This window comes from Scandinavium goeteborgense, assembly GCF_003935895.2.
GTDB lineage: Bacteria > Pseudomonadota > Gammaproteobacteria > Enterobacterales > Enterobacteriaceae > Scandinavium > Scandinavium goeteborgense.
In genome coordinates this window covers 2,740,393-2,767,373 of sequence record NZ_CP054058.1, presented here as the reverse complement: position 1 = coordinate 2,767,373, position 26,981 = coordinate 2,740,393, and the positions used below count along the sequence as shown (strand labels likewise).

At 53.8% G+C, this 26,981-nt stretch carries 24 protein-coding genes; 19 read left to right on the top strand and 5 right to left on the bottom strand.

The genetic code is table 11. From position 1 onward, the window contains the following. The first annotated feature begins 127 nt into the window (after positions 1-127). Positions 128-1,564, top strand: coding sequence for a PTS glucose transporter subunit IIBC (ptsG, locus tag A8O29_RS14200; RefSeq protein WP_125353722.1), 1,437 nt, complete (start codon positions 128-130; stop codon positions 1,562-1,564). A 112-nt stretch (positions 1,565-1,676) separates the two neighbouring features. Here the strand turns inward: ptsG and fhuE are convergent, their stop codons facing one another. Beyond that, complete coding sequence (fhuE, locus tag A8O29_RS14195; RefSeq protein WP_125353721.1) at positions 1,677-3,863, bottom strand: ferric-rhodotorulic acid/ferric-coprogen receptor FhuE; 2,187 nt, start codon at positions 3,861-3,863, stop codon at positions 1,677-1,679. Positions 3,864-4,187: 324 nt separating this feature from the next. On the opposite strand from fhuE, the gene hinT reads away from it, so the two are divergent. From hinT to A8O29_RS14155, 8 genes are all read left to right on the top strand, one after another. After that, on the top strand, positions 4,188-4,544 hold the full coding sequence (gene hinT / locus A8O29_RS14190) for a purine nucleoside phosphoramidase (RefSeq protein WP_110509763.1): 357 nt from the start codon (positions 4,188-4,190) through the stop codon (positions 4,542-4,544). A gap of 4 nt (positions 4,545-4,548) precedes the next feature. After that, positions 4,549-4,923 carry a YcfL family putative periplasmic lipoprotein gene (locus tag A8O29_RS14185; protein WP_110509762.1) on the top strand — a complete coding sequence of 125 codons (375 nt, stop codon included), beginning with the start codon at positions 4,549-4,551 and terminating at the stop codon, positions 4,921-4,923. A 22-nt stretch (positions 4,924-4,945) separates the two neighbouring features. Continuing rightward, positions 4,946-5,578 (top strand): penicillin-binding protein activator LpoB, encoded by a 633-nt coding sequence (gene lpoB / locus A8O29_RS14180; RefSeq protein WP_168713844.1) that lies wholly within the window; start codon positions 4,946-4,948, stop codon positions 5,576-5,578. Then, entirely contained in the window at positions 5,559-6,383 is an 825-nt protein-coding gene (thiK, locus tag A8O29_RS14175; protein ID WP_125353719.1) for a thiamine kinase, read from the top strand. Before lpoB ends, thiK begins: the two co-directional genes overlap by 20 nt. Before the next feature lie 11 nt (positions 6,384-6,394). Beyond that, entirely contained in the window at positions 6,395-7,420 is a 1,026-nt protein-coding gene (gene nagZ / locus A8O29_RS14170; protein WP_125353718.1) for a beta-N-acetylhexosaminidase, read from the top strand. Positions 7,421-7,456: 36 nt separating this feature from the next. Beyond that, positions 7,457-7,999 carry an alpha/beta hydrolase YcfP gene (ycfP, locus tag A8O29_RS14165; protein ID WP_125353717.1) on the top strand — a complete coding sequence of 181 codons (543 nt, stop codon included), beginning with the start codon at positions 7,457-7,459 and terminating at the stop codon, positions 7,997-7,999. A 237-nt stretch (positions 8,000-8,236) separates the two neighbouring features. Then, a complete protein-coding gene (locus A8O29_RS14160) occupies positions 8,237-9,541 on the top strand; it encodes an NAD(P)/FAD-dependent oxidoreductase (protein WP_125353716.1) in 1,305 nt (434 codons plus the stop codon). A 216-nt stretch (positions 9,542-9,757) separates the two neighbouring features. Continuing rightward, positions 9,758-10,297, top strand: a complete 540-nt coding sequence (locus A8O29_RS14155) for a glycine zipper 2TM domain-containing protein (RefSeq protein ID WP_110509756.1) — start codon at positions 9,758-9,760, stop codon at positions 10,295-10,297. A gap of 68 nt (positions 10,298-10,365) precedes the next feature. On the opposite strand, the gene A8O29_RS14150 is transcribed toward A8O29_RS14155, so the two are convergent. Beyond that, positions 10,366-11,004, bottom strand: coding sequence for a TetR/AcrR family transcriptional regulator (locus tag A8O29_RS14150; protein ID WP_125353715.1), 639 nt, complete (start codon positions 11,002-11,004; stop codon positions 10,366-10,368). Positions 11,005-11,250: 246 nt separating this feature from the next. Between A8O29_RS14150 and bhsA the strand changes: the two genes are divergently transcribed. Further along, complete coding sequence (bhsA, locus tag A8O29_RS14145) at positions 11,251-11,508, top strand: multiple stress resistance protein BhsA (protein ID WP_125353714.1); 258 nt, start codon at positions 11,251-11,253, stop codon at positions 11,506-11,508. A gap of 76 nt (positions 11,509-11,584) precedes the next feature. Here bhsA and ldtC read toward each other — a convergent pair whose 3' ends face one another. From ldtC to A8O29_RS14130, 3 genes are all read right to left on the bottom strand, one after another. After that, entirely contained in the window at positions 11,585-12,550 is a 966-nt protein-coding gene (gene ldtC / locus A8O29_RS14140) for a L,D-transpeptidase LdtC (protein ID WP_125353713.1), read from the bottom strand. Between the two features lie 147 nt (positions 12,551-12,697). Further along, positions 12,698-16,144 carry a transcription-repair coupling factor gene (mfd, locus tag A8O29_RS14135; RefSeq protein ID WP_125353712.1) on the bottom strand — a complete coding sequence of 1,149 codons (3,447 nt, stop codon included), beginning with the start codon at positions 16,142-16,144 and terminating at the stop codon, positions 12,698-12,700. A 112-nt stretch (positions 16,145-16,256) separates the two neighbouring features. Then, a complete protein-coding gene (locus A8O29_RS14130; protein ID WP_125353711.1) occupies positions 16,257-17,321 on the bottom strand; it encodes an acyltransferase family protein in 1,065 nt (354 codons plus the stop codon). 194 nt (positions 17,322-17,515) lie between these two features. Here A8O29_RS14130 and lolC point away from each other — a divergent pair, with 194 nt between their 5' ends. The 9 genes from lolC to A8O29_RS14090 all read left to right on the top strand — a co-directional run bounded on the left by lolC (position 17,516) and on the right by A8O29_RS14090 (position 26,964). Then, on the top strand, positions 17,516-18,715 hold the full coding sequence (lolC, locus tag A8O29_RS14125) for a lipoprotein-releasing ABC transporter permease subunit LolC (RefSeq protein WP_125353710.1): 1,200 nt from the start codon (positions 17,516-17,518) through the stop codon (positions 18,713-18,715). Further along, positions 18,708-19,409, top strand: coding sequence for a lipoprotein-releasing ABC transporter ATP-binding protein LolD (gene lolD / locus A8O29_RS14120; protein WP_125353709.1), 702 nt, complete (start codon positions 18,708-18,710; stop codon positions 19,407-19,409). The genes lolC and lolD overlap by 8 nt, the downstream gene beginning before the upstream one ends. Continuing rightward, positions 19,410-20,654, top strand: coding sequence for a lipoprotein-releasing ABC transporter permease subunit LolE (gene lolE / locus A8O29_RS14115; protein ID WP_125353708.1), 1,245 nt, complete (start codon positions 19,410-19,412; stop codon positions 20,652-20,654). A gap of 54 nt (positions 20,655-20,708) precedes the next feature. Further along, positions 20,709-21,620 carry an N-acetylglucosamine kinase gene (nagK, locus tag A8O29_RS14110; protein WP_125353707.1) on the top strand — a complete coding sequence of 304 codons (912 nt, stop codon included), beginning with the start codon at positions 20,709-20,711 and terminating at the stop codon, positions 21,618-21,620. Between the two features lie 13 nt (positions 21,621-21,633). Beyond that, complete coding sequence (gene cobB, locus A8O29_RS14105) at positions 21,634-22,455, top strand: Sir2 family NAD+-dependent deacetylase (protein ID WP_125353706.1); 822 nt, start codon at positions 21,634-21,636, stop codon at positions 22,453-22,455. A 694-nt stretch (positions 22,456-23,149) separates the two neighbouring features. Then, entirely contained in the window at positions 23,150-24,286 is a 1,137-nt protein-coding gene (locus tag A8O29_RS14100; RefSeq protein WP_125353705.1) for a D-alanyl-lipoteichoic acid biosynthesis protein DltD, read from the top strand. Continuing rightward, the gene (locus A8O29_RS22875; RefSeq protein WP_258167222.1) at positions 24,283-24,405 is read left to right on the top strand and encodes a hypothetical protein; all 123 of its coding nucleotides are present in this window, start codon (positions 24,283-24,285) and stop codon (positions 24,403-24,405) included. Before A8O29_RS14100 ends, A8O29_RS22875 begins: the two co-directional genes overlap by 4 nt. A gap of 10 nt (positions 24,406-24,415) precedes the next feature. Next, positions 24,416-25,534, top strand: coding sequence for an MBOAT family O-acyltransferase (locus tag A8O29_RS14095; protein ID WP_125353704.1), 1,119 nt, complete (start codon positions 24,416-24,418; stop codon positions 25,532-25,534). After that, complete coding sequence (locus tag A8O29_RS14090; protein ID WP_125353703.1) at positions 25,531-26,964, top strand: AMP-binding protein; 1,434 nt, start codon at positions 25,531-25,533, stop codon at positions 26,962-26,964. Before A8O29_RS14095 ends, A8O29_RS14090 begins: the two co-directional genes overlap by 4 nt. Positions 26,965-26,981 lie beyond the last annotated feature (17 nt).

The window sequence follows — 26,981 nt, the reverse complement described above, 5'->3', positions numbered from 1 at the left end:
CGAATTATTTTACTCTGCGTAATAAATACAAAGGGCACTTAGATGTCCTGTTCACGGCGAGGTTCTCCCCGCTCGCCAATGCGTGAAAGCGTAAAAAAAGCATAAATACTCAGGAGCACTCTCAATTATGTTCAAGAATGCATTTGCTAACCTGCAGAAGGTCGGTAAATCGCTGATGCTGCCAGTATCCGTACTCCCAATCGCAGGTATCCTGCTGGGCGTCGGTTCTGCAAACTTCAGCTGGCTGCCAGCGGTCGTCTCTCATGTTATGGCAGAGGCAGGCGGTTCTGTTTTTGCAAACATGCCGCTTATCTTCGCAATCGGTGTTGCCCTCGGCTTCACCAATAACGATGGCGTTTCTGCTCTGGCATCCGTTGTTGCCTACGGCATCATGGTCAAGACCATGGCTGTGGTTGCACCGCTGGTACTGCACTTACCTGCTGACGAAATCGCGGCGAAACACCTGGCTGATACCGGTGTTCTCGGCGGTATCATCTCCGGTGCTATCGCTGCCTACATGTTCAACCGCTTCTATCGCATCAAGCTGCCAGAATACCTGGGCTTCTTTGCGGGCAAGCGTTTTGTGCCGATCATCTCCGGGATGGCAGCTATCATCCTCGGCGTCGTACTGTCCTTCGTATGGCCACCAATTGGTACTGCGATTCAGGACTTCTCCCAGTGGGCTGCTTACCAGAACCCGGTAGTCGCGTTCGGTATCTACGGCTTCATTGAACGCTGCCTGGTTCCATTTGGTCTGCACCACATCTGGAACGTTCCTTTCCAGATGCAGATTGGTGAATACACCAACGCTGCAGGTCAGGTGTTCCACGGTGACATCCCACGTTACATGGCAGGCGACCCAACTGCAGGCAAACTGTCTGGTGGCTTCCTGTTCAAAATGTACGGCCTGCCGGCTGCAGCGATTGCAATCTGGCACTCAGCAAAACCTGAGAACCGTGCAAAAGTGGGCGGCATCATGATCTCCGCTGCGCTGACTGCGTTCCTGACCGGTATCACCGAACCGATCGAGTTCTCCTTCATGTTCGTTGCGCCGATCCTGTACGTTATTCACGCTATTCTGGCGGGTCTGGCATTCCCAATCTGTATTCTGCTGGGTATGCGTGACGGGACGTCCTTCTCGCACGGTCTGATCGACTTTATCGTTCTGTCTGGTAACAGCAGCAAACTGTGGCTGTTCCCGGTTATCGGTCTGTGCTACGCGGCGGTGTACTACACCATCTTCCGCGTGCTCATCAAAGCACTGGACCTGAAAACCCCAGGTCGTGAAGATGCTACCGAAGATGCTAAAGCTGGTGTTGCCAGCGGCGAAATGGCTCCGGCCCTGATCGCAGCCTTCGGCGGTAAAGACAACATCACTAACCTCGACGCTTGTATCACTCGTCTGCGCGTCAGCGTTGCCGATGTGGCAAAAGTTGACCAGCCAGGCCTGAAGAAATTGGGTGCGGCAGGTGTGGTTGTTGCAGGTTCCGGCGTTCAGGCTATTTTCGGCACCAAGTCCGATAACCTGAAAACCGAAATGGATGAATACATCCGCAACAGCTAATCAGTGATTGGGGAGAGACTAAGGCAGCCGAAAGGCTGCCTTTTTTAATGCCTGTTCCACGGGGCGGGATGACAGCAAGGTAATGCGTAGACCTGCCGCCGGGCAATTGGGTTTAGAAATCGTAGCTGGCGGAAACTGAGAAGTTCAGTGGTGCGCCATACACGAGGTAAGACCCGACGTAATCGTAATACTCTTTGTCGAACAGGTTGTTGACGTTAGCCTGCAGGGCAAAGTTCTTCGTCACCTGATAGCGGCTGAAGAGATTCACGAGGCCATAGCTGCCCTGGTCGACGTAATCGCGACCGTCTGGACCGCCGCTGACGTTAGCCCAGGTTTTGTTCTGCCAGTTCATGCCCCCGCCCACGGAGAGTTCTGGCAGCATCGGCAACTGGTAACGGGTAAACAGCTTCAGCGTGGTACGCGGTTGATCGGAGCTGACCGCATTCCCGTCTTTATCTTCTGCCACATAGCGTGTAGCCCCGAAGGTCAGTTGCCAGTTATCGGTCAACGCGCCGTTGAGTTCAAACTCGACACCCTGACTGACCACACCATCCAGCGATTCGTAAATGGATTCCCCGCTCGGCAGGTACGTGTAGGTGTTATTCGCCACGTGGTCCTGTTCGATACGGAATACCGCCAACGACGTGGTCAGACGCGTGTTAAACCAGTCGGCTTTGACGCCCGCTTCATAGCTCTTGCCGGTGGTCGGGTCGAGATAACGGCCGTTGGCGTCGCGCTTATCCTGCGGCTGGAAGATATTGGTGTAGCTGGCATACGCGGACCAGTCTTCATTGATGTCATAGACCAGACCGGCGTACGGCGTCACGTCATCATTAGTGCTTTCCAGTCGCGTATCCGGCGCCCCTGCGGGGTTGTACTTAATGTTGTAGTTGGTGTAACGCGCGCCGAGTATCAGGTGTAGCGGGTCGGCCAGCGAGAAGCGGGCAGAGGTGTAGGCCGACGACTGGTTAATGTCATCTTTGCTGTAAAGCTTCCAGGCAGTCCACTGCGGATCGGCAATATTGCTGTTCCAGTTTTTAAAGCTGCCAATGTCGACCATTCCATAGAGCGCGTCGGGCATCGAGTTATCGTAATGATTGCGCTGATGGCTCAGACTGCCACCGATCATCATTTCATGCTGACGACCCAACAGTTCGAAATCGCCGCGCAGGAACGCATCCACCGCATCCTGTTTGCGCTCGCCGCGGTTCCAGCCGCCGTAACCGACCATTCCACCGGCGGTGTCCTTGTCTGGGTAGCCGGACATGTACATCAGTTTGGTGTCGAAGTTGGTTTCTGCGTGCATCCCGTTGACGTGCGCTTCCCAGCCATTGTCGAATCGCTGCGTGAAGTTGGCGAAGATTTTAGTGCTGTCTTTATCGGAATATGCCCAGTCAGGCGCGACGGTATCGCTGCGGTCGTAATGTGTTTTGCTGCCGTCAGCATACCAGGTCGGCAGACCGCCCCAGGTCGGATCGGCGGTATTGCTTTCCTGATACTCATAGCCGAGTGAAAGGGTGGTGCTGTCGGTAAGGTCCGCGTCCACCACGCCGTAGAGGAATTTTTTACGGTAGTGATAATTATCCATCCATGAGTCGTTGTCCTGATAACCGGCAATCACCCGACCGCGTATATTCCCGGATTCAACCAGCGGCGCCTGTAAGTCGAGAACATAGCGCTGCTTGTCCCAGCTGCCGTAACTGACGCTGGCGTTGCCCTGAAATTCACGGCTGTCGGCGTGTTTACGGACCATATTGACGTAGGCCGCCGGGTTCCCGGTGCCGCTCATCAGGCCCGTCGCACCGCGCACGACTTCAATGCGGTCGTAAATGGCGGTGTCGGTGGCGGTATCACCAAAGTTCCACACTTCGCTGATAGAGGTGGGTAAATCGTCATAGGCATAGTTGCTGACGAAGAAACCGCGGGAATAGAACACGGTACGATCGCTGTCCTGCACCTGCGCGGTCACGCCGGTAGTATTGGTCAGAACCTGGCCGATGGTTTGCAGGTTTTGGTCCTTCATGCGCTGCTGGCTAATCACGCTGACGGACTGTGGAATATCACGCGGAACCAGCAGCAGCTTGGTCCCGGTGGTGGTGGTTTTAACGCTATAATCCTGATCTTGTGCGTTATCCGTGGTGTTATCAGCCACACCTTCAACCACCACCGTTTCTTCATGGATCGCATCAGCGGCGTGAACGGTGTGAGGGATCAAGGCGCAGGCGATACACACCGCAAGAAGTGACGGCGAGGCGGGCAGTCTGTGCTGCTTATTCCTGGTGTCAAACGTGAAAGACATCGTAAGCCCTTATGTTGTCTGTTGTTATATGCGCAGTGGTATTGCATGGAAATGCAAATGCGAAATATACGCATTCAGATTATCGGTGTAAACAAATGTAAGTGGGCACCTGAAACTTTGTTTTAAAACGCAATGACACGGGGGATTAAACGGCAGTGCTCAAGCATCCAGCGGTAAATCCAGGAATGAGTAAGAAAAACGAGGGATCGGGTTGAAAGAGGGGAACTAAGTCGCTCATACTCTTACGTTGTTATCCGCATCGCACTTCCGGATGCAGGGGTGAATAAACGATACCGCACGGTAATCAATAAAAAGGAACACGCCATGGCAGAAGAAACGATTTTCAGCAAAATTATTCGTCGCGAAATTCCGGCGGACATTGTTTTTCAGGATGATCTGGTGACTGCCTTTCGTGATATCTCCCCCCAGGCGCCGACCCATATTTTGATTATTCCCAACGTTCTGATCCCTACGGTTAACGAGGTTTCCACTGAGCATGAGCTGGCGTTAGGCCGCATGTTCACGGTAGCAGCGAAAATTGCCGAAGCGGAAGGGATCGCTGAAGACGGCTATCGCCTGATGGTCAACTGTAATCGCCACGGCGGGCAGGAGGTCTATCATATCCATATGCACCTGCTGGGTGGCCGTCCATTGGGTCCAATGCTTGCGCATAAAGGATAATGAAATGAAAGGTGGCCGAATTGCTGCACTGCTGACGGCGATGCTGTTGGCGGGCTGTTGGTCGCACCCGGAGATCCCGGTGGGCGAACAACAAACGCTGGTCATGGAGGCTAATGTTCTGGCCGCCGGTATTAGCGCCGACAAACCTGAACTCACCACCTCCGAAATCCAGTCGACCGCGTCGTCACAGCTCTACAACGAGCGGACCACGCCTGTCACCGTTCACTATCGTTTTTACTGGTACGACGCCAGAGGACTGGAAATGCATCCGCTGGAGGCACCGCGTGCGGTGACTATTCCGGCCCAGTCTTCGGTCAAACTTTACGGCAGCGCAAACAGCCTGGGTGCGCATAAAGTCCGGCTTTATCTTTATCTTTGAGGGGTAAAAAGTAATGAATAAACTGAGTCGCTATGCATTTATCGCGGCCGTGGCTATCTTCCTGTCTGGTTGTGTGGCGCAACGTGAAAAGCCCGCTCCGGTTGAAGAAGCCAAACCCACGCCAGAACAACCACAGACGCCGCCGCCGACCACCGTGCCGGTAGTGCCGACGATCCCGGTGCAGCCAGGTCCGATTGATAACAGCACCACACAGCCAGAACAACCTGCGCCGCGCGTCCGTCATTACGACTGGAACAGCGCCGCACAGCCACTGGTCGGCAAAATGCTGCAGGCTGATGGCGTAACGGCGGGCAGCGTGCTGATGGTCGATAACGTCAACAACCGCACCAACGGCTCACTGAATACCACCGAAGCCACCACGGCGATCAGCAATGCGCTGAAAGGGAACAACAAATTTACCCTCGTTTCTGCGCAGCAACTGGCCGTGGCTAAACAGCAGCTGGGACTTTCCCCGCAAGACAGCCTGGGTTCACGCAACAAAGCGATGGGCCTGGCGCGTACCGTTGGGGCTGCCTACGTGCTCTATTCCAACGCGACCGGTAACGTCAACACGCCAACGCTCTCGATGCAGCTGATGATGGTCCAGTCGGGCGAGATCCTCTGGTCAGGTAAAGGTGCGGTTGCGCAACAGTAAGCTTTCGCGTGACGACTGTCTGTCACGCTATTTTCCCGGCTATCAACCCCTGGCTCACTCCGCTCCCGCGGGGCTGAGCGGGGGAAGCTGCATTATCGAACGTCAGGGGCATCGCATTGTTTTGCGCAAGCATCACGATCCGTCCGCGCCTGATTTTTACTTCCTGCGTCAGTACCGCGCGCTTCGCACTCTGCCTGCAACGCTTGCCCCGCGGCCACTCGGTTATTTCCCTGGCTGGATGGCGGTGGAATATCTCGAAGGTGCGACCGGGCACACACTCCCGAATGCCCATGCCACCGCGACACTGCTGTATCATCTGCATCAGCAAAAAAACTTCGGCTGGCGGGTTTCGCTGTGGCCATTGCTTGAGCGCTACTGGCAGTTCAGCAGCCCGCTACGGCACACGCCGCACTGGCTACGAATCCTAAAACGGCTGCATCAGCAGGGTGAACCGCAGCCTTTGCGATTGGCACCGTTGCATATGGATGTCCATGCGGGCAACATCATCGACACGCCAACGGGGCTGCGGTTAATCGACTGGGAATATGCTGCTGACGGGGACGTCGCGCTTGAGCTGGCGGCGGTGTGGACACAAACTCCGGCGCAGCGTTCGGCGCTTATCGCGGCTTACGCGCAAGCCGCGCATCTGGATGAAACATGTCTGGCACAGCAGGTTAACCGCTGGCAGCCGTGGGTCCAGATGCTGATGATCACCTGGTATGAATATCGCTGGCAGCAGACCGGCGACCAACAATTTATTGCGCTGGCCGATGAAGGCTGGCGCCAGTTTTTGCATAAAGGATAAGAGAGGAAAATGTGGGCCCAGTGATGTTAGACGTTGAAGGGTATGAGCTGGATGCTGAAGAACGGGAAATTCTGGCGCATCCGCTGGTGGGTGGGCTTATCCTGTTCACCCGTAACTACCACGATCCGGCGCAGCTGCGTGAGCTGGTTCACCAGATCCGTGGTGCGTCCAAAAATCACCTCGTCGTTGCGGTGGATCAGGAAGGCGGACGCGTGCAGCGTTTCCGCGACGGGTTCACGCAGTTACCGGCCGCGCAGTCATTCGCAGAATTGTTAGGGCTGGAGCAGGGCGGTGAGCTGGCGAAAGCCGCAGGCTGGCTGATGGCCTCAGAAATGATTGCGATGGACATCGACATCAGCTTCGCCCCGGTACTCGACGTCGGCCACATCAGCGCGGCGATTGGCGAACGTTCTTACCACGCCGACCCACATAAAGCGCTGGCGATGGCGCGCCAGTTCATTGACGGCATGCATGATGCGGGCATGAAAACCACCGGGAAACATTTCCCCGGCCACGGTGCGGTAACGGCTGATTCCCATAAAGAAACGCCGCAGGACCCGCGTGCAGAAGCAGACATTCGCGCCAAAGACATGGCCGTCTTCCAGACGCTGATCACCGAAAACCGTCTCGATGCCATCATGCCTGCGCATGTGATTTATAGCGAGGTCGACCCGCGTCCGGCCAGCGGTTCACCGCACTGGCTGAAAACCGTGCTACGCGGCGAACTCGGGTTTGATGGGGTGATTTTCTCCGACGATCTGTCGATGGAAGGTGCGGCGATCATGGGCAGCTACGCGGAACGCGGTCAGGCATCGCTGGACGCAGGTTGCGATATGATCCTGGTCTGCAATAATCGTAAAGGCGCGGTCAGCGTGCTGGATAACCTTTCGCCGATCAAAGCCGAGCGTGTTACAAAATTGTATCATAAAGGTTCATTTATCCGTCAGGAGCTGATGGATTCCGCTCGCTGGAAGACGGTCAGCGCGCAGCTGAATGAACTGCACGAGCGCTGGCAGGCCCATAAAGCCGCTCTTTAACCTCCCGAACGGGATTGGCAGTGTTGTGAGGACGTCATGATTATTTATTTGCACGGTTTCGACTCAAACAGTCCGGGAAATCACGAGAAGGTGCTGCAACTGCAGTTCATTGACCCGGATGTTCGCCTGATTAGCTATAGCACGCTTCACCCGAAGCATGACATGCAGCATCTGCTCAAAGAAGTGGACAAAATGTTGCAGCTCAACGCTGATGACCGCCCGCTGATTTGCGGCGTAGGACTTGGCGGTTACTGGGCCGAACGCATTGGTTTCCTGTGCGATATGCGCCAGGTTATCTTCAACCCGAACCTGTTCCCGTATGAGAACATGGACGGCAAGATTGACCGCCCGGAAGAGTACGCGGACATTGGCACGAAATGCGTCAGCAACTTCCGCGAGAAGAACCGCGATCGCTGCCTGGTGATCCTCTCTCGTCAGGATGAAGCGCTGAACAGCCAGCGAACCGCCGAAGAGTTGCATCATTACTATGAAATAATCTGGGACGAAGTGCAGACCCATAAATTCAAGAATATTTCTCCGCATCTGCAGCGTATCAAAGCGTTCAAAACCCTCGGCTAATCCCGCGCCAGGCCTGGCGACATCGCGTTCGGCAGGCTCACAAACTCTCCTGCATCAACTACACTTGCTCAACTTTTGGGCGGGGAAACTTGATTAATATCAATTTTGGTATGACCAATGCACCTTGCGTGATATTCTTCACAATATTGTCAGATTTAATGCATCTAACTTGTTGTTAATTAAAGGCTATTTTTATAACTTTTAATTAACAATTGGTTAATAATTTAGGGGGTCACGTTGACTACGCCATTGAAAAAGATTGTGATTGTGGGTGGTGGTGCCGGCGGGTTGGAGTTGGCTACTCAACTGGGTAGAAAGCTTGGCCGTGGCAAAAAAGCGAAAATTACGCTGGTGGACAGAAACCACAGCCATCTGTGGAAACCGCTGCTGCACGAAGTAGCAACTGGTTCACTGGATGAAGGTGTAGATGCATTGAGCTATCTGGCGCACGCGCGCAACCATCATTTCCAGTTCCAGCTCGGTTCCGTAGTGGATATTAACCGCGAAACCAAAACGCTGACGTTGGCAGAGCTGCGCGACGAAAAGGGCGAGCTGCTGGTGCCTGAGCGCAAGCTGCCGTACGACACGCTGGTGATGGCGCTGGGGAGTACCTCCAACGATTTCAACACCCCGGGTGTGAAGGAAAACTGCATTTTCCTCGACAACCCGCATCAGGCGCGTCGTTTCCACCAGGAAATGCTGAACCTGTTCCTGAAGCACTCCAGCAACCTGGGCGCGAACGGTAAAGTTAATATCGCCATTGTGGGCGGCGGGGCGACCGGCGTTGAGCTGTCTGCAGAACTGCACAACGCGGTGAAACAGTTGCACAGCTACGGCTATAAAGGCCTGACTAATGAATCACTGAACGTCACGCTGGTGGAAGCGGGTGAACGTATTCTGCCCGCGCTGCCACCGCGTATTTCCAGCGCCGCGCACAGCGAGCTGACCAAAATGGGCGTGCGTGTTCTGACGCAAACTATGGTCACCAGCGCTGATGCTGGCGGTCTGCATACCAAAGACGGCGAATACATTAATGCCGATCTGATGGTGTGGGCGGCAGGTATCAAAGCACCCGATTTCATGAAAGATATCGGCGGGCTTGAAACCAACCGTATCAATCAGCTGGTGGTGGAGCCAACGCTGCAAACGACTCGCGATCCAGACATCTATGCCATCGGTGACTGCGCCTCCTGTGCGCGTCCAGAGGGCGGCTTTGTGCCTCCGCGTGCTCAGGCTGCGCATCAGATGGCAAGCCTGGCGCTGCACAACATTCTGGCGCAGACCAAAGACAAGCCGCTGAAGTCGTACATCTATAAAGATCACGGCTCGCTGGTATCACTGTCGAACTACTCCACGGTCGGTAGCCTGATGGGCAACCTGATGCGCGGCTCGATGATGGTAGAAGGGCGTATCGCGCGTTTCGTTTACATCTCGTTGTACCGTATGCATCAGGTTGCGCTGCACGGCTATTTCAAAACCGGGCTGATGATGCTGGTCGGCAGCATTAACCGGGTGATTCGCCCGCGTATGAAGCTGCACTAAGCTGCAAATCGCCCGACGGCGCTGCACTTGCCTGGCCTACGAGTAAGTAGGCCCGAAAAGCATCAGCGCCATCGGGCAAATAGATTTACGGGTTCGGACTTCTCCGAATCCCACGCTTATCCCCCGCAAATCCTCTTTTTTTGATCCCAATTCTTATAGGCAGGTTTCCTTTCTGGTAGCAAAATTGTTACCAACAGCAACAAAGGAGGAGCTCCCGTGAATAAATCTATGTTGGCGGGTATAGGGATTGGCGTAGCAGCTGCGCTGGGCGTGGCGGCAGTCGCTAGTCTAAACGTATTCGATCGTGGCCCGCAGTATGCGCAGGTCATTTCAGCAACCCCGATTAAAGAGAGCGTGAAAACGCCGCGCAAGGAGTGCCGTAACGTAGCGGTCACGCATCGACGCCCGGTTCAGGATGAGAACCGCATCGCGGGCTCAGTGCTGGGTGCGGTTGCTGGTGGGGTGATTGGTCATCAGTTCGGTGGCGGTCGCGGGAAAGATGTCGCTACCGTGGCGGGTGCGTTGGGTGGCGGTTACGCCGGGAACCAAATCCAGGGCTCAATGCAGAATAACGATACCTACACCTCGACGCAGCAGCGCTGCAAAACGGTATATGACAAGTCTGACAAAATGTTGGGTTACGATGTGACCTACAAAATTGGCGATCAGCAGGGGAAAATCCGTATGGATAAAGATCCAGGCTCTCAGATCCCACTTGATAACAATGGTCAGCTGGTTCTGAATAACAAAGCGTAAAAAAGCGTTTCGTTCGTTTATTAGCCCTTCAATCGCTCAGGCTGAAGGGCTTTTTTTATGGCGCTTTATCAGCTGCTTTTCAGCATCTGCGGCCACAGGCGCATTGTGGTGTCGGTTATCTGCAACAGCGTCTCGAGGCTGGCGCCTTCGCGGGCGCTGATCGACATCCCTTGCAAAATACAGTTCAGGAACTGCGCCAGCTCGCCGATACACTTATCGGCCGGGATTTCTCCGCGAGCCTGACGTTGAGTCAAAAACTCACACAGCGTTTTTTCCTGCATCGCATGGCGCGACTTGATGGTGTGGGCGATCTCTTTTGACGATGCCGCGAGGGTCGCGGAAGTGTTTATCATAAAGCAGCCCGCAGGCGTGTCTTTGCTGGTAAAGCAGGTCGCCACCGCGCTGAAATAATCGCGCAGTGCAGCGTCTACGGATTTCTCTTCGCAGAACAGCTGGGCTTCGTGTTTGTCCGCAAAGCGTGAGATATACCTGTCCAGTACGGCCCGGAACAAGCCTTCTTTATTTACGAACTCAGCATACAGCGTGGGCGCTTTTGCCCCCGTCGCTTCGACGAGATCCGCGAGCGAAGTGGCTTCATAGCCGTGCTGCCAGAAGAGTGTCATGGCCTTATCAAGCGCCACTTCCCTGTCGAACACTTTTGGTCGGCCACGGCTTTTTTTTACGCAACTTACGACTTCAGTTGTCATGGTGCCGTTGTACCTCTGTGGTGGTGTTAAGCCTTCATTATAAAAACAAACACACTGCATAACCAGCGTCCAATCGCACAAAATAAAATAATCATATGGTTATGAAAAATAAGGTATTAATAATTAATATAATAATCGTTATAAAAACAATTTGACGTGTGATGAGGATCACATTATCATTTACCTATCGATCGTTAAGTTAATAATAACGACCTGCGAAAATTCATCTGCATAGGTAAAAAAATCATGAAAAGCATCACAACCTTGGCCGTAGCCGCTGTTCTGAGTTCTCTGTCATTCGCAAGCTTCGCTGCTGTAGAAGTGCAGTCCACCCCGGTAGATCAACAAAAAGTGGGTGTGATTTCTGCTGATGCGGGCACGAACCTGGGCTCTCTGGAAGACCAGCTGGCGCAGAAAGCCGACGCGATGGGTGCTAAATCATTCCGTATTACCTCAGTTACCGGTCCAAACACCCTCCACGGGACTGCGGTAATTTATAAATAAGGCCCTCCTTATTTAACCCTCGGCAATGCCACTGCCATAAAAAAACACCGCGACATCAGTCGCGGTGTTTTTTTTATTACAGATTCTGAACCGCTGGCTCGTCATGCCGGGTGACGTTCACTGGCATCCCGGATCGGACCTCCATCGCATGCTCCATCACCTGCGCATCGGTCTGCGGCGAATCCTTGAATGTCGTCATCGTGCTGTTCAGGCTAATTGGCAGCACTTTCGGATCGTCATCAATGTGCTTCGACAGCGGCTGGTGAACTTCCACCAGATGCACGCCGCCGGGCTCCACGGACGCTTTTATCGGCGTATTGATAATGTTCACTTTCGTGCCTGGCGTAACCTGTTTGAACAGGGTCTCGATATCGCCATCGCGCAGTCGAATGCAGCCAGAGCTTACGCGCATTCCAATGCCGAAGTCGGCGTTAGTGCCGTGCAGCAGATACACCCCGCCGTACGCTGAAAGCCGAATCGCATGGTGGCCCATCGGGTTTTCCGGCCCGGCAGGCACCACCGCAGGCAAACTTATTCCCATCGCTTTATAACGCGCGCGAATATTGGCCGTCGGCGTCCAGGTTGGATTGGCGCGTTTATCGGACACCGTGGTGACCATTTCTGGCGTGAGCGTCGTCCCGCCCAGCTGGCCAATGCCAATCGGGTAAATGGTGACGCTGTTTTTACCCGGCGGGTAGTAGTAGAGACGCAGTTCGGCGAGGTTAATCACCATGCCCTGACGCGGCGCGTCCGGGAGCAGGGTTTGCAGTGGGATTGTCAACACGCTGCCCGCACGCGGAACATACGGATCGACGCCGGGGTTAGCCTGAAGCAGTGCCAAAAATCCGACATTATATTTTTTGGCGATAGCCTCAAGTGAACCGCCGTTATCTTCGACAACGTGATAGCGGTTTTCACCCACCAGGCGGCTGCCGGACGGCGGTAGAGGCCAGGTGTTAGCGCGCGCGGGAAGGGCCGCGGCGAGCGTGGCAACGACTGACAACAGAGCCAGTGCGCGCAGGAAACGCGATTGAATCATCATCACAGCACATCCATAACGGTGATTGAGCAGGGAAAACCCTCATTATGGCGTCAATGCATGTCTGGATGTTTCAGCGGTTTGCAAAGAGTGTGTAAATTAATGCGCTGAGGAAAGCCCGGCAGCGTGCGCTGCCGGGGAAGGTTGCTGTTATGCGACGGCGTTTTCTTCGAGTTGCTGCATGAAGTTACGCACCCATTCCATACGGTTTTTCCGCTCGGTCAGTTCCTGGAAGAACTTCAAACGCGTCGGACCATCAAGCCGATAATGCTGCGGCTGTTTTTGCAACAGGCCAATCAGCCAGGCTGGGTTTACGTGATTTTTCTCGTTGAACTCAATCACGCCGCCTTTTTCGTTGCCTTCAAGCTTACGAATGCCGAGCTTCTGCGCCTGCTGACGCAAACGGGCAATATCCAGCAGGTTACGCGCGGCATCCGGCAACAGACCGAAGCGGTCGATAAGCTCGACTTTCAGCTCATCCAGCGCCTGCTCGCCTTTGGCGCTAGCGATACGTTTGTAGAACGACAGGCGCGTATTGACGTCAGGAATGAAATCTTCTGGCAGCAGCGATGGCATCCGCAATTCGACTTCCGTTTGCTGGTTGGTCAAATCTTCCAGCGACGGCTCGCGACCTTCTTTCAGTGCGTCCACCGCGTTTTCCAGCAGCTCCATGTACAGCGAGAAGCCGATGGTTTCCATCGATCCACTCTGATCTTCGCCGAGCAGTTCGCCCGCCCCGCGGATCTCCAGATCGTGCGTCGCCAGCGCAAAACCTGCGCCTAAATCTTCCAGCGAGGCGATAGCTTCTAGGCGCTTTTGCGCATCGGTGGTCATCGCTTTCGGGTGCGGGGTCAGCAGCCAGGCATAGGCCTGATGGTGCGAACGGCCCACGCGACCACGCAGCTGGTGCAGCTGCGCCAGACCAAAGTGGTCCGCACGTTCGATGATGATGGTGTTGGCGGTTGGAATGTCGATCCCGGTTTCGATGATGGTGGTACACACCAGCACGTTGAAACGCTGGTGGTGGAAATCGTTCATCACGCGTTCCAGTTCGCGTTCGCGCATCTGGCCGTGGCCGATGGCAATTCGCGCTTCCGGCACCAGTTCGGCCAGCTTATCTGCCGCTTTCTGAATATTTTCCACGTCATTGAAGAGGTAGTAAACCTGCCCGCCGCGCAGTACTTCACGCAGAATAGCTTCGCGAACCACCAGCTTGTCGTATTCACGCACGAAGGTTTTAACCGCCAGACGACGCGCTGGCGGCGTGGCAATAATCGACAGATCGCGCATGCCGCTCATCGCCATGTTCAGCGTACGCGGAATCGGCGTGGCGGTCAGGGTCAGAATGTCGACGTCGGCACGCATCGCTTTGATACGCTCTTTGTGACGCACGCCGAAGCGGTGCTCTTCATCGACGATCAACAAGCCGAGATCGCGCCACTTCACGTCGCTTTGCAGCAATTTGTGCGTCCCGATCAGAATATCGATTTTCCCTTCGCTGGCCTGTTCCAGAATTTGCGTCTGCTCTTTGGCACTGCGGAAGCGGGAGAGCATTTCGATGCGCACAGGCCAGTTGGCGAAGCGGTCACGGAAGTTGTCGAAATGCTGTTGCGCCAGCAGGGTGGTGGGCACCAGTACCGCCACCTGCTTATTGTTTTCTACCGCCAGGAACGCGGCGCGCATAGCGACTTCGGTTTTACCGAAGCCTACGTCACCGCAGACCAGACGGTCCATCGCCAACGGCTGGCACATGTCACTCAGCACGGCGTTAATCGCCTGGGCCTGATCCGGCGTGGTTTCAAACGGGAAGGTATCGCAGAAAAGCTGATACTGGTCGCGGTCGTGTTTAAAGGCAAAGCCCGATTTCGCTGCGCGCTGGGCATAGATATCCAGCAGTTCAGCGGCCACATCACGGACTTTTTCAGCGGCTTTCTGACGGGCGCGCGCCCAGACGTCGCCGCCCAGTTTATGCAGCGGGGCGTTGTCTTCCGCACCTCCGGCGTAACGGCTGATCAAATGCAGCGACGATACCGGCACGTACAGTTTGGCGTCGTTGGCGTAGGTAAGCATCAGATACTCACCGGTAATGCCCCCGGCTTCGAGCGTGGTCATGCCCGCGTAGCGGCCAACGCCATGCTCCAGATGCACCACCGGCTGACCAGGATGCAGCTCGGCCAGGTTACGAATCAGGGTGTCCGGGTTGATGGTCCGGCGCGAATCCTGACGACGGCGCGCCACGCGCTCGCCCAGCAAATCGCTCTCGCATATCAGCGCCCGGTGACGCAGCGTGTCGATATAGCCGTGTTCGGCGGAGCCAATCATCAGATAGCGGCCGTTGCCGTCGCACTCATCCAGACGCTGAATGCGTTTTGGCGAGATTTTAATTCGCGCCAGCAGTTCGCCCAGGGCCTCACGACGACCTTCACTTTCTACTGAGAAAATAACCGGGCCATCGAAGCCTTCGAGGAAGCGGCGCAGGCTGTCCAGCGGCGCTTTATGCTGCGCCTGGACCGCAAGATCCGGCAGCTTCTGATAGCCGAGATTTACGTTCGCGGCTTTATCGGCGAGCACGTCTGTTTTGAGCTGAACGCGCGGCCATTTTTTCAGCTCGCTGAACAGCTCATCGGTGCGCAACCACAGGTTTTCGGGTTCCAGCAGGGGACGCATCGGGTCAACGCCACGGTTTTCAAACCGCGCGCGGGTGTCGGCTTCAAAACGCTGAGCGCTGGCTTCCGGGTCGCCGGTATTTACCAGCAGCGTATTGGCCGGGAAATAGCTGAACAGCGGCGGCAGCGGCTCGCTGAAGAACAGCGGCTGCCAGTATTCGATGCCTGTCGGTAACGTGCCTTTGCTCACCTGTTGATAGATGTGCTCCGCGTCGCGTTTGACCTCAAACTTATCGCGCCACTGGCTGCGGAACAGTTCAATGGCGGTTTTGTCGGTCGGGAATTCGTGCGCGGGCAGAAGGTTGATAGCGTCGACTTCTTCCAGCGTGCGCTGGGTATCGGCATCAAACAGGCGCAGGCTGTCAATTTCGTCATCGAAGAAATCGAGACGATACGGTCGGTCACTGCCCATCGGGAATAAATCCAGCAGCGCGCCACGGGTGGCGTATTCGCCGTGCTCCATGACCTGATCAACATGACGGTAACCGGCGCTGTCGAGCTGAGCACGCAGCGCATCGCGTGAAAGGCGCTGGCCTTTTTGCATCACCAGCGCATGGCCGTGCAGATAGCTGTGCGGGCACACACGCTGCATCAGCGTATTTACCGGCACAATAAGCACGCCGCGCTGCATGGTGGGCAGCTGATACAGCGTCGAAAGGCGCGAGGAGATAATTTCCTGATGCGGCGAGAAACTGTCGTACGGCAGCGTTTCCCAGTCAGCAAGATTCATCACCAGTTCGTCGGTGAACTGGGCAATTTCATCCTGCAAACGCAAGGCGTTTTGCATGTCGGGGGCGATAAGCACCACCGGGCCACGGTGGCGTTCGATAATCTGAGCAACTTCTGTTGCGCAAGCGGCGCCGGTTAACTCACCGAGCAGACGCTGCTCGCCCGCCTTGGTCGGTAGGGCGTATCGTTGTTTTTCAGGCATAAATAATGTCGGGGTCCCGTAAAGGTTTACCCCCTGATTATGGGGGCAAACCGCCGCTCTTCAATGAAGATTATTATCCTCAATCGACCGACATTAGCAAATCAGGGCGCGATCATGACCGACTGGAAGCCATCGAAGGAGGGGAAAAGAAGATATCGCCCGTCAGGCGCTGGGATAGCTTGCGCGCCAGCATTCCGGTCGCTACGCACAGCAGCAGGCTAAAGAACGGATAAAACAACAGGATCGCGAGCTCAACCGACGGCGAGCGTGCCTGGGCGCTGAACCAGCCGATCAGCAGCAGGCTGAAAATCTCCACTAAAATTCGGTGCGTGGTGTAAATCGCGATGGTATTCGAACCCACCACGTTGAGCAGAGAACGCTCTGACGGCGGGACACGACGGCCTACGGCGTAGAACAGCTTCATGATGGCAAAAATCGACAACAGCGACAGGAACAGCGGCGTGCGCGCGAACCACAGCACAACAGAGAGCAGGGCGAATGCGCCGAGGGGCAGCCAGCGTTGACGCACGTTGAAGGCCATCATCCACGCCATTAATGCCGTGCCGTACCACGCGCCCAACGCATAATAGATGACGTTACGCAGCACGCTGTTCATGCCCCACCACGGCGTTGGCAGGAAGTTAATGGCAATGCTAAGCAGCCCCAGCCCGATAATCATCAACAATTTTCCGCGCGAGGTTAGCTTGCACAGCACGAAGTAGGCGATGAGCGCGTACAGGTACCACAGGCTGGTGCTGGCGGTGAGCATGCCATGCACAAATTCGCCCAGGCTGTCGGCATACGCCGCGTTAGCGCTGGAGCTGACGTCACGATCCGGCGCCAGCCAATGCGTGATATGACTCAGCGCCTGCCACTGTAAAACGCCCCACAGTACTAAAACCCACAGGATATTACCGACTCGCTTGCCAAGGCTGTCACGCCAGGAAACCCCGTCGATATAGCGTTGGATCAGAAATCCGGAGATAAAAAAGAACACCGGCATACGGAAAGGGGCCAGATAGAGATTGAAGTACACCCAGCACTTCGCCAGCGTGGCGGACCACGGATGCTGGAAGCCGCTGAGATGCGGATAGAAGGTGATCACCGAGTGGTAAAATACCACCAGGCAAATGCATAGCCCCTTGATTTGATTGAGCCATAGTGTTTTTTCTTTCATGACGATCCACGTTTTTCATTGCCATTAACAAGCGACTATCCTCAAGGGCTTTTGACGGGGAGTAATGGGTAACATTCTGTATTTGATTCATTTTCAGATAAAGATCAGGGTGCGGGTATCTGGTTTAGCGCATTTACGCTCAGGTCTTTCGCTTATATACTCGGGCTCTCGCTAACAGCAACCAGACGGATTACATGTACCAACCTGTCGCACTATTTATCGGCCTGCGTTATATGCGTGGGCGCGCAGCGGACCGCTTCGGTCGCTTTGTCTCCTGGCTGTCGACCATCGGCATTACGCTTGGCGTAATGGCGCTGGTGACCGTGTTATCGGTCATGAACGGTTTTGAGCGCGAGCTGCAAAACAACATCCTCGGGCTGATGCCGCAGGCGGTTCTGAGCGCAGATCAGGGTTCAGTGAACCCGCAGAAAATTCCTGAAAGCGAAGCCAGGTTGAAGGGCGTCACCCGCGTTGCGCCGCTGACCACCGGTGATGTGGTTATCCAGAGCCCGCGCAGTGTGGCAGTGGGCGTGATGCTCGGTATCGATCCGAACCAAAACGATCCGCTGACGCCGTTCCTCGTTAACGTCAAACAAACCGCGCTACAAACCGGGCAGTACAACGTCATTCTTGGCGAACAGCTGGCCGGGCAACTGGGCGTGAAACGTGGCGAACAAATTCGCATCATGGTGCCATCCGCCAGCCAGTTCACGCCGATGGGCCGCGTACCGAGCCAGCGTTTGTTTAACGTGATTGGCACCTTTGCCGCTAACAGCGAAGTCGACGGTTACCAGATGCTGGTCAATATTCAGGACGCTTCACGTCTGATGCGTTACCCGCTCGGCAACATTACCGGCTGGCGTTTGTGGCTCGATAAACCGCTGGAAGTCGATACGCTGAGCACCCAGAAACTGCCTGAGGGTACCAAATGGCAGGACTGGCGCGAGCGCAAAGGCGAGCTGTTCCAGGCCGTGCGTATGGAAAAAAACATGATGGGCCTGCTGCTGAGCCTGATTGTTGCCGTTGCCGCGTTTAACATTATTACGTCTCTGGGCCTGATGGTGATGGAGAAGCAGGGCGAAGTCGCCATTTTGCAAACGCAAGGGCTGACCCCGCGCCAGATTATGGCGGTGTTTATGGTTCAGGGGGCCAGTGCCGGCGTGATTGGCGCGCTGCTCGGCGCACTGCTTGGTCTGCTGCTTGCCAGCCAGCTCAATAATTTGATGCCGATTATCGGCGCGTTCGTTGACGGCGGCGCACTGCCGGTAGCCATCGAACCGCTGCAGGTGGTCGTCATTGCGCTGGTGGCGATGCTGCTGGCGCTGCTTTCTACGCTTTATCCTTCATGGCGCGCTGCCGCCACCCAACCCGCTGAGGCTTTACGTTATGAATAAGATCCTGTTGCAATGCGACGACCTGTGCAAACGCTATCAGGAAGGCACTGTGCAGACCGACGTGCTGCATAACGTCAGTTTCAGCATAGGGGAAGGCGAGATGATGGCGATTGTCGGCAGCTCCGGCTCTGGCAAAAGTACGCTGCTGCACCTGCTCGGCGGGCTGGATACGCCGACATCCGGCGACGTGATTTTCAGCGGTCAGCCGCTGTCGAAAATGACGGTGGCGGCGAAAGCTGAACTGCGTAACCGCGAGCTCGGCTTTATTTATCAGTTCCACCATTTGCTGCCGGATTTCACAGCCGAAGAAAACGTGGCGATGCCGCTGCTGATTGGCAAAAAGAAACCCGCTGAAATTCAGGAACGCGCTCGCGCAATGCTGGCCGCGGTGGGCCTCGACCATCGTCGCAGTCACCGCCCGTCTGAACTCTCCGGCGGCGAGCGTCAACGTGTGGCCATTGCCCGTGCGCTGGTCAACAACCCGCGTCTGGTCATGGCGGATGAACCGACCGGTAACCTCGATGCCCGTAACGCCGACAGCATTTTCCAGCTGCTTGGCGACCTCAACCAAAAGCAGGGCACCGCGTTCCTGGTGGTGACTCACGATCTGCAGCTGGCAAAACGCATGAGCCGCCAGCTGGAGATGCGCGACGGCCACCTGAACGATCAACTGACCCTGATGGGGGCGCAGTAAATGGCGTCTCCGTTATCCCTGCTTATAGGCTTACGTTTTAGCCGTGGCCGCCGTCGTGGCGGCATGGTGTCGCTGATTTCTGTGATTTCAACTGTCGGGATCGCGCTGGGCGTGGCGGTGCTGATTGTCGGTTTAAGTGCGATGAACGGCTTTGAGCGTGAGCTCAACAACCGCGTTCTGGCGGTGGTGCCGCACGGTGAAATCGAACCGGTGAACCAGCCGTGGAACAACTGGCACGACGCGCTGACCAAAGTTGAAAAAGTGAAAGGTATTGCGGCGGCGGCACCGTATATCAACTTCACCGGCCTGATTGAAAGCGGCAGCAACATGCGCGCTATTCAGATCAAAGGCGTCGATCCGCAGCAGGAAAACCAGCTCAGCGCGTTGCCGAAATACGTGCAGAACAATGCCTGGGCCAATTTCAAAGCGGGCGACCAGCAGATTATTTTGGGCAAAGGCGTGGCCGATGCACTGAAGGTCAAACAGGGCGACTGGGTATCCATCATGATCCCGAACTCTGACAAAGAGCATCAGCTCCTGCAGCCTAAGCGCGTGCGTCTGCACGTGAGCGGAATTTTGCAGCTAAGCGGTCAGCTCGACCACAGTTTCGCGATGATCCCGATGCCAGATGCGCAACAGTATCTGGACATGGGCAGCAGCGTGACCGGGATTGCCCTCAAGGTAAACGACGTCTTTAGCGCCAACAAACTGGTGCGTGACGCCGGCGAAGTGACTAACAGCTACGTCTACATCAAGAGCTGGATCGGCACCTACGGCTACATGTATCGCGATATCCAGATGATCCGCGCCATCATGTATCTGGCGATGATCCTGGTGATTGGTGTGGCCTGCTTCAATATCGTATCCACCCTGGTGATGGCGGTGAAAGACAAGAGTAGCGATATCGCGGTACTGCGTACGCTCGGTGCCAAAGATGGCCTAATCCGCGCTATTTTCGTCTGGTACGGCTTACTTGCCGGGCTGCTGGGCAGCCTGCTAGGCGTGGTGATCGGCGTGCTGTGTGCGCTGAATCTGACGGCCATCATCAACGGCATCGAAAAGCTTATTGGTCATCAGTTCCTGTCCGGTGACATCTATTTTATCGACTTCCTGCCCTCAGAACTTCACTGGCTGGACGTCTTTTATGTGCTGGTCACGGCACTGGTGCTGAGTTTGCTGGCGAGCTGGTATCCTGCCCGCCGCGCCAGCCGAATTGATCCTGCAAGAGTGTTAAGTGGCCAGTAATTTCGCGTCATGACCCGGCGACGTTGTCGCCTGGGTCAGTTAAGAGGAATTGCTATGTTCTACGGATTTGACATTGGCGGCAGTAAAATTGCCCTTGGGGTATTCGACGCACAGCGGCGTTTGCAGTGGGAAAAACGCACTCCGACGCCGCACGACAGCTATGAATCCTTTCTGCAGGCCGTGTGCGGCCTTGTTGCTGAAGCCGATCAACGCTTTGGCGTAAAAGGCAGTGTCGGCATCGGTATCCCAGGGATGCCCGAAACCGCCGATGGCACGCTGTACGCGGCCAATGTTCCTGCCGCCAGCGGTCAAACGCTGCGTCAGGACCTCTCTGCTCGTCTCGACCGCGATGTGCGTCTCGATAACGACGCCAACTGTTTTGCACTCTCCGAAGCCTGGGACGACGAATTCACGCAATATCCGTTGGTGATGGGGCTTATCCTCGGCACGGGCGTTGGTGGGGGTTTAGTTCTGAACGGGAAATCGATAACCGGTCACAGTTATATCACTGGCGAGTTCGGCCACATCCGGCTGCCGGTGGATGCGCTGGAGGTGGTGGGGCGTGATTTTCCATTGACCCGCTGCGGCTGCGGCCAGCTGGGCTGTATCGAAAACTATCTCTCGGGCCGCGGCTTTGCCTGGCTGTATGAGCACTATAATCAGCAGGTGTTAAGCTCACCGGAGATCGTCGCGCAGTGGGAGCAGGGCGAAACCAAAGCCCGTGAACACGTCGAGCGTTACCTCGATTTGCTTGCCGTGTGTCTGGGAAATATTATGACTATTGTCGATCCTGATTTACTGGTGATCGGCGGTGGATTGTCTAACTTTGCTGCGATAACAGACGGGCTGGCGGCACGCTTGCCGCGCCATCTGTTGCCGGTGGCTCGCGTGCCTCGCATTGAGCGCGCTCGCCACGGTGATGCCGGAGGAATGCGCGGTGCCGCGTTCCTGCATCTTACAGATTGATACAGGGGTTATTATGCAGTCGCGTCGCTTCCATCGACTCAGTCGTTTTCGCCTTACTAAACGCCGCCTGCACGATCGTTTGCGCCAGCGGGTTTTCTTCAGAGACAGAGCGGTGCCTGAAGGGATGGTTAAACCCAGAGTGGTGGTGCTGACCGGGGCGGGGATCTCTGCCGAATCCGGGATCCGCACGTTCCGCGCAACCGACGGTTTATGGGAAGAACACCGCGTCGAAGACGTGGCGACGCCGGAAGGTTTCGCCCGTGACCCGGCGCTGGTACAGGCGTTTTATAACGCCCGTCGCCAGCAACTCCAGCAGCCCGACATTCAGCCGAATGCAGCGCATCTGGCGCTGGCGAAGCTGGAAGAAGAGCTGGGTGATCGCTTCCTGTTGGTGACGCAGAATATCGACAATCTGCACGAGCGGGCAGGGAACAAGCGCATTATTCATATGCACGGCGAATTATTAAAGGTGCGCTGTGACTGGAGTGGACAAGTTTTTGAGTGGACGGGGGATGTGACCGTTGACGACAAATGCCACTGCTGCCAGTTCCCGCAGCCGCTGCGTCCGCACGTGGTGTGGTTCGGTGAAATGCCGCTCGGCATGGACGAGATTTACGAAGCGCTGGCGATGGCCGATGAGTTTATCGCTATCGGCACCTCCGGACATGTCTACCCGGCTGCCGGGTTCGTGCACGAAGCGAAACTGCAGGGCGCGCACACCGTTGAACTCAATCTCGAACCGAGCCAGGTCGGCAGTGAGTTCGAAGAAAAACACTACGGCCTGGCGAGTGACGTCGTTCCCGAGTATGTGGCGAAGCTGCTGAAAGGGTTGTAGGACGTCAGCTTTTTTGCCGCTGTAACTCAGGCAGTGCCACGCGCTACTGCCTGAACACCCTCGTTTCTCACCCATTCTTGTCACCTGCTTGCATGCAAATGCGCGATTCATACATCCGAATAAAAAATCCCCGTACCCCAAACGTCACCCACAAGGCTTGCTGGGCTTCGTATCACGATGTAAATAGCTTCGTATGAAAACGCCCATTCACAATATTTATTTATCAATGTCATCAATGTTTATTATTAATTAGTTACATGTAGGCATGTTTGGTAGCAAATATCGAAGTGCTGATGACATTAAGATTGCAAAATTGTTATCAGAGTAAAATTAAGTCCTTCTGTTCATCATTTTTGGTATGACAACAGAGTAATGTACGGCTGTGAATTTAACGAAATACTCTTTTAACGGCTGAAAAAAATCTAGTCATCGACATTTTATGCTGTAAATAATCGTTGTAGAGGGACTGTTTAGGAATGTTTATTTATTAGCTGGATAATGGTAGTACACTAAAAGAAAGACGAAAATAATCTCTGGTACATTGTGTTTTATTGTTTATTCTAACGGTGTACATATGGTTACATACAAAAAATGCCTTATGCGTTAAAGTGTTTTCGCGTTAAAAATAGCAGGCTGACGGTTAGGCTTTAAAATAAAACAAACTTTAAACATTAACTTATCAACTCTTTTTATTATGAAGATTAATAAAGATATTCTTCTGCATGTCTCCATGGCATTGGCAGCAGTTCTGGTATTGTCGTTACCCCCATTGATTAGCGGTGATCATTCGGTTTTAAAGTTTCAACCGTTGATTAACACGATGGTAGGAACACGCAAAGAGCAGAACGAAAAAATGATGACAATTTCTCATGCTTTGCAGGGGAATGCGATTTTCTTTCTGGGCGCGTCAGAGGTCATATGGTCTGGTGAAGAACCTCATGCGATATTTAATTACTTTAACCAGAATCTTCATATTCCGGTGGTGGCCTATGGCGGCGTGATGGTAGACAGCGTTATTCAATATTCGCTGTTATCTCGTTTTAAACAGGACCTCAACAGCAAGACTCAATTGGTGCTGCTGCTGTCACCGGACAGCTTTTTCAGGCCTAAAGTACCGCCGAAGATATTCGAAGATAATTTGCCTGCCGATGTGTTTGATCCTTTGCTTAACAACCGTGAGGTCGCTCCTGTCGTTACGCAATATCTGGAGATGACGCGCGGGGATAAAATCAGTCATTTGTCATTCAGCCAAATGCAAATTCGAGGCTGGAATATCAGCGACATCAAGAAAGAGATGTCCTGGCAAATGGGCTCATTTTGCGATCTGGCGCGAGATTTTTATAAGGAACAAATTCAGTTAAACAAAGCTCAGCCTGAATCATGGCCATCGTCTGCTGGCAAGTTTGAAGTCGTCGATTGGGAGAGCCAGCGACAACAAGCGCGGGAATATAATAAAGAGCGCAAGATAACTGCAGCGACCCACTGGATGACACCCGAGTACTTCAAAGCACGTCCGAAGCCTTTTGACTGGAGTTCACGACCTCCAGCCCAGGAACAGATCGTAGCATTTAAAAAGATGATTAAGATGCTGCATGATCACCATGTACAGGTGATTGCGATTGTTGATCCGATGAACCCATGGGCTATCAATCATCGGGAAAGATATAAGCAGGCCGACGAGATTGTTAAATCGACGCTGAAAGAATACCAGGTGCCTTATTACGACATGTATGAAATGCCTTATCAGAACGGCTGGAACAAGGATTATCTTCATCCAACCGACCTGGCTTGGGTTGATATGGACCACTTTGTCTACGAGCAATTCAAATGATTAAGAAAGCAATCTGCCTGTTTCTGCTCTATTTTTGCCTGGCGCTGACAATTGTCGCCTGGTCGACGTCAAATGACTCAGCGAAACTGAAAGTCCAGTTTGAGTATCAGCAATTTTGATGGTGTCACTATGTATTCGAACGCGTCATTTTTTGTTTATTTATTCTCCTCAGCACTGCTCTTTGCGGGGATAAATCGATTTTTAAAGTACCGCCTGACCTATCTGGTTTCATTTTCGGTGATTGCCCTTATTGGCTGGGCGCACGTTTTCCGTGGTCAGTTTTTTATCCCAATCGCTGTTTTTCTTTGTTTTTATGCCGTGACGTACCTTAAAGACAAAAAGTACCTGAAAACCTGGCAGGCGGTCAGTCTGACGTTATTGCCTTTAATTCTGGTCAAACTGCATCTGAACAATCATTGGGGCATGATTGGCTTATCATTTATGACCTTCCGCGCAATCGATGTGCTGCTGTATCGCAAAAAAGAAGATGCCAAAAGTTTCATCATCTATTTTTGTTATCTTTTTTTGCCCTTCGTGATCCTTGCTGGACCGATGTATCGCTGGAATACGTGGGCGAAAGATATCCGCAAACCCGCTTTCTCCATGACCACCGAACTTTTTCTGCAGTCGATGCAGCAAATTTTCTATGGCATTGTGCAAAAGTTTTTGTTTGCCATGCTCATTGACCACTACGTGATCAGCCACTGGCGCCATCAAGATTTTACGCTGACGGTCGGGATTGTGATGTCCGTGGCTTATAGCTTCTATCTCTATTTTGATTTCGCAGGATACAGCAACATGGCGATTGGGGCCGGGCGTCTTTTTGGTCTCAATATCCCGCAGAACTTTACTATCCCTTTGTTGGCCAAGAACCCGCAGGACTTCTGGCGTCGTTTCCACATCAGTCTTTCTGAATGGCTCCGGGACGTTATTTTCATGCCTGTGTATATGCATTTATTGAGATTTACGTTCTTCCGTAACAACAAAACCTGTGCGCAAAACATCGGTATATTCTGCACGCTGTTTTGCATGGGCGCCTGGAACGGGCTTGAGAGACACTATGTGATTAGCGGTATTCTCTTTGGCCTGATTTCGGTCTCTCACAACATGCTGTTATGGTCGGCAAAAAGGCAACCCTTGCTTGAGCAGTGGTTGAAATACCCGGTTGTATCGCTGTGCGGTCGGTTTTTAACGTTGGCAAGCGCAGCTATTTCTCTCTACATCTTCAGTGGAATGTCACCGTTATGAATCTTCAACATGATATCCAGGCTTTGCAGGATTACTTGCGTAAAACATTACTGGATCCCGTGCGGCCAGGACAACTTGCAGTCAGTGGTAGCGATGGCGAGTTAACGTGGTCTGAACTCAGCATGGCGGTGACCGACTGGATGAACCGCTATCATGCGTTCGTATCGCATCCTCATGTGCCTGTCGTGTTATACGGTCATCAGCAAACTGAATTTGCAGTGGCTATTTACAGTTGTCTTCTGCACGGCATCACCTACATTCCTGTTGATTGCATTTATCCGACCGAACGCCTGAAAGAAATCTGCACTCTTGCGCACGCACCTTATTACTATGACGTAGCACAGCAGTCATTTATGAATACCGGCGTGGCAGCCAAACCTCTGCAAGAAAGTCAGTTGGCGTACATGATGTTTACCTCGGGGAGTACCGGTAAGCCTAAAGGTGTGCAAATTGGCAGGGAGTCAGTGTGGAATTTCATTCAATGGGTTGGCGATTCTTTTTCTCTGCCAGAAGCTCCGGTTCTGATGAATCATGCGGTATTCAGTTTTGACTTATCGCTTATTCCGCTGCTGGCCAATTTAGCGAAAAGTGGCCATATCGTGCTGAATGCAAAAGAGGCTATTGCCGCTGAATCATGGCTGGATTCGCTGCGTCTGAAAAAAGTGTCTACGTGGATTTCCACTCCTTCGTTTGCGTATCAGAAACTTCTTTCACCCCAGTTCAATAGTGAGTTTTTGCCCGATCTTTCCGTCTTTGTCTTTATTGGGGAAGTGCTGAATAAGGCACTGGTGAAGCAGTTACGCCGACGCTTCCCGAATGCAAAAATCATGAATTCCTACGGACCAACGGAAGCTACCGTGGCAACCACGGTGGTAGAAATCACCGATGAGATGATGGCCAGTGAATTAGATCTGTTGCCCATCGGCACCATGATGCCGCATTCCTTTATGGACATTACTCCCGAGGGTGAGCTGATCATTTGGGGGAAAAATGTGATGCGTGGTTATCTTGGGCTGCCAGAAGAGAACTCAGCCAAATTGCTCACCCGTGAAGACACGCCATGGCGGGGATATAAAACCGGGGACCTGGGATTTGCGCAAGATTATCTTTACTGCATGGGCCGCAATGATAGCCAAATAAAGCTCAACGGGTATCGGATTGAAATCAGCGAAATTGAAGCCAGGTTACTGAACATGACCGGGATTAAGGACGCCGTCGTACTGCCGTTAATGAAACCTGGCGGCTCTGTATTACGCATTGCGGCGTTCTGCGTGTCTCATTTATCTGCAGAAGAAATTAAGCAAGGGCTGGCGAAGGTGGTTCCGTCTTATATGGTTCCGAGTCAGATCCTGCTCAAAGAGGCATTGCCATTGAATCCTAATGGCAAAATCGATCGTAAATTGTTAGACGCGCAAGCACGCGTCAGTTGATGATACTGAGGAACGAT

Bases quoted from the DNA above. Each gene is read 5' to 3' on its own strand.
- ptsG (WP_125353722.1), top strand. From the start codon at position 128: ATGTTCAAGAATGCATTTGCTAACCTGCAGAAGGTCGGTAAATCGCTG.
- fhuE (WP_125353721.1), bottom strand. From the start codon at position 3,863: ATGTCTTTCACGTTTGACACCAGGAATAAGCAGCACAGACTGCCCGCC.
- hinT (WP_110509763.1), top strand. From the start codon at position 4,188: ATGGCAGAAGAAACGATTTTCAGCAAAATTATTCGTCGCGAAATTCCG.
- A8O29_RS14185 (WP_110509762.1), top strand. From the start codon at position 4,549: ATGAAAGGTGGCCGAATTGCTGCACTGCTGACGGCGATGCTGTTGGCG.
- ycfP (WP_125353717.1), top strand. From the start codon at position 7,457: ATGATTATTTATTTGCACGGTTTCGACTCAAACAGTCCGGGAAATCAC.
- A8O29_RS14150 (WP_125353715.1), bottom strand. From the start codon at position 11,004: ATGACAACTGAAGTCGTAAGTTGCGTAAAAAAAAGCCGTGGCCGACCA.
- bhsA (WP_125353714.1), top strand. From the start codon at position 11,251: ATGAAAAGCATCACAACCTTGGCCGTAGCCGCTGTTCTGAGTTCTCTG.
- ldtC (WP_125353713.1), bottom strand. From the start codon at position 12,550: ATGATGATTCAATCGCGTTTCCTGCGCGCACTGGCTCTGTTGTCAGTC.
- mfd (WP_125353712.1), bottom strand. From the start codon at position 16,144: ATGCCTGAAAAACAACGATACGCCCTACCGACCAAGGCGGGCGAGCAG.
- A8O29_RS14130 (WP_125353711.1), bottom strand. From the start codon at position 17,321: ATGAAAGAAAAAACACTATGGCTCAATCAAATCAAGGGGCTATGCATT.
- lolC (WP_125353710.1), top strand. From the start codon at position 17,516: ATGTACCAACCTGTCGCACTATTTATCGGCCTGCGTTATATGCGTGGG.
- lolD (WP_125353709.1), top strand. From the start codon at position 18,708: ATGAATAAGATCCTGTTGCAATGCGACGACCTGTGCAAACGCTATCAG.
- lolE (WP_125353708.1), top strand. From the start codon at position 19,410: ATGGCGTCTCCGTTATCCCTGCTTATAGGCTTACGTTTTAGCCGTGGC.
- nagK (WP_125353707.1), top strand. From the start codon at position 20,709: ATGTTCTACGGATTTGACATTGGCGGCAGTAAAATTGCCCTTGGGGTA.
- cobB (WP_125353706.1), top strand. From the start codon at position 21,634: ATGCAGTCGCGTCGCTTCCATCGACTCAGTCGTTTTCGCCTTACTAAA.
- A8O29_RS14100 (WP_125353705.1), top strand. From the start codon at position 23,150: ATGAAGATTAATAAAGATATTCTTCTGCATGTCTCCATGGCATTGGCA.
- A8O29_RS22875 (WP_258167222.1), top strand. From the start codon at position 24,283: ATGATTAAGAAAGCAATCTGCCTGTTTCTGCTCTATTTTTGCCTGGCG.
- A8O29_RS14095 (WP_125353704.1), top strand. From the start codon at position 24,416: ATGTATTCGAACGCGTCATTTTTTGTTTATTTATTCTCCTCAGCACTG.
- A8O29_RS14090 (WP_125353703.1), top strand. From the start codon at position 25,531: ATGAATCTTCAACATGATATCCAGGCTTTGCAGGATTACTTGCGTAAA.